The 2,392-nt window shown below is 73.6% G+C and carries 2 protein-coding genes; one reads left to right on the top strand and one right to left on the bottom strand.

Annotated elements, in window-relative coordinates; genetic code table 11:
* The first annotated feature begins 24 nt into the window (after positions 1-24).
* Complete coding sequence (locus tag J7523_RS20085) at positions 25-648, top strand: aminodeoxychorismate/anthranilate synthase component II (RefSeq protein WP_291890524.1); 624 nt, start codon at positions 25-27, stop codon at positions 646-648.
* 99 nt (positions 649-747) lie between these two features.
* Here the strand turns inward: J7523_RS20085 and pknB are convergent.
* Positions 748-2,392: Stk1 family PASTA domain-containing Ser/Thr kinase (pknB, locus tag J7523_RS20080; protein WP_291890523.1), on the bottom strand; the 1,645-nt coding region annotated here is incomplete at its 5' end.

Raw genomic sequence — 2,392 nt, 5'->3', positions numbered from 1 at the left:
CAACGAGACCACGGTGGGTGAGGGATGACGCGGATCCTCGTCGTCGACAACTACGACTCGTTCGTCTACACGATCGTCGGCTACCTCGACCAGCTCGGGGCGACCACCGAGGTCGTGCGGAACGACGCCGTGCCCCCGGCGGCCGAGCGCGCCCGCTACGACGGCGTCCTGGTCTCCCCCGGGCCCGGGGCCCCCTCCGAGGCCGGACAGAGCCTGCAGGTGATCCGGGACTGCGCGACGTCGGGCACGCCGATGCTCGGCGTGTGCCTGGGGCACCAGGCGCTCGGCGAGGTCTTCGGCGGCACCGTCACCCACGCGCCCGAGCTCATGCACGGCAAGACCAGCCCCGTCGAGCACACCGGGCAGGGTGTCCTCGCGGGCCTGCCCTCACCCTTCACCGCGACCCGGTACCACTCGCTCGCGGTCGTGGACGGCACGTTCTCCGACGAGCTGGTCGTGACGGCGCGTACCAACGGCATCGTCATGGGGCTGCAGCACCGCGAGCTGCCGCTGCACGGCGTGCAGTTCCACCCCGAGTCGGTCCTCACCGAAGGTGGCCACCGCCTCCTCGCGAACTGGTTGCAGGTGTGCGGCGCCGACGACGCGGTCGAGCGGTCCGCCGGGCTGCACCCGCTCGTGCGCCTCTGACACCGGCCCGAGCGTCCGGACACGGCCGAACGCCCGGACACGGCCGAACGCCCCCGACCAGGAGGTCGGGGGCGTTCGTGGTCCAGGAGCGTCAGCCCGTCAGCCGTTGCCCTCGCCGCCGGCGTCGCCGCCTCCGCCGCCCCCGCCGCCCGACCCGTTCCCGGGGCCGGTCGAGCTCGGGGCCTGCGTCGGGGCCGGCCCGCGCGAGACCCGCAGCGTCACGCGCTGCTCCTTGGCGATCTCCGTGCCGCCGCCGGGGTCGGAGGACACCACCGTGCCCTGCGGCTCGTCCGAGGCGACGTCCTCCTGCGTCACGTTGGAGAGGCCGGCGGCGGCGAGCGCCTGGACGGCCTGGTCGTACGTCATGCCCCGCAGGTTCGTGGGCACCGTCGCGGTGGACGGCGGTGCGGCGACACCCAGGTCGATCACGGTGTTCTGGGGGACGGGCGCGCCCTCCTCGCGGGACTGCGACACGACCGTGCCCTCGGGCTTGTCGGACTCGACGCTGCTGGTGTTGACGCGCAGACCCAGGTCGCTGAGGGTCTGCGTGGCCACCTCGACGTTCTGGTCCGTGACGTTCGGGACGATCACGTTGCCCGTCGCGAGGTACAGGACCACCGTCGATCCGGACGAGACGGGAGCGTTCGCCGCGGGATCGGTCTTGGTGACGCGGTCCTTCGGCTGCGTGGGGACGTCCTCACGCTGACGGTTGGGGTCGACGACGAGCCCGGCCTTCTCGAGCTCGGCCACCGCCTGGGCCTCGGTCATGCCGGCGACGTCCGGCACGGTGACCTCGGCGGGACCCGTCGAGATGAACACCGTCACCGTCGCCCCCTTCTCGACCTCCGTCTTCGCCGCGGGGTCGGTCCGGGTCACCTGCCCCGCCGGGTACTCGTCGCTGGCCTCCTGGGAGGGCTGCGGGCTGAGGTCGGCGTCGCGGAGCTCCTGGAGCGCCGCGTCCTGCTGCATGCCGGCGACGTCGGGGACGGTCACGCCCGTCGGGGGCGGCGGGCTCGAGTTGGCGATGATCGCCCACACGATCCCGCCGACGGCGAGCAGCGCGACCGCGGCGAGCACCCAGATGAGCCAGGGGCGCTTCTTCTCCTCGTCCTCGTCCTCCGCCTGCTCCTGCGCGACCGTGGCCAGACCCGTCGGGCCCCACGGCGCTCCACCCGTCGCGGGCGGCATGGCCTGCGTCGCTGCCATCGGCGGCGCCATGACCTGCGTGGCGTCCGCCGTGGGCGCGGCGGCCATCGCGGCACCCACCGCGGGGGCGCCGACGTGCCCGCCCCGCAGCACCGCGTCGAGGTCCGCACGGAACTCCGCCGCCGAGGAGTAGCGCGCGTCGCGCTCCTTCGCGAGGGCCTTGAGCGTGATGCGGTCGAGCGTCTCGGGGACGTCGTTGGCGATCGTGCTGGGCACGGGCGGGTTCTCGCGCACGTGCTGGTACGCGACCGCCACGGGCGAGTCGCCGACGAAGGGCGGGCGGCCCGTGAGCAGCTCGAACAGCAGGCAGCCGGTCGAGTAGAGGTCCGAGCGCGCGTCGACCTGCTCGCCGCGCGCCTGCTCGGGGGAGAGGTACTGCGCGGTGCCGATCACGGCCTGCGTCTGCGTCATGGTCGCCGCGGAGTCCGCGACCGCGCGCGCGATGCCGAAGTCCATGACCTTGACGGCGCCCGTCGGGGTGATCATGACGTTCGCGGGCTTGATGTCGCGGTGCACGATGCCGGCGTGGTGCGAGTAC

It is taken from the genome of Cellulomonas sp. (assembly GCF_017744555.1).
Taxonomy (GTDB): Bacteria; Actinomycetota; Actinomycetes; order Actinomycetales; family Cellulomonadaceae; genus Cellulomonas.
Note: the sequence above shows the minus strand (reverse complement) of the source record. Positions and strands in the feature narration are given on the sequence as shown.

Excerpts from the sequence above, each read along its gene's own strand:
- J7523_RS20085 (WP_291890524.1), top strand. The coding sequence starts at position 25 with ATGACGCGGATCCTCGTCGTCGACAACTACGACTCGTTCGTCTACACG.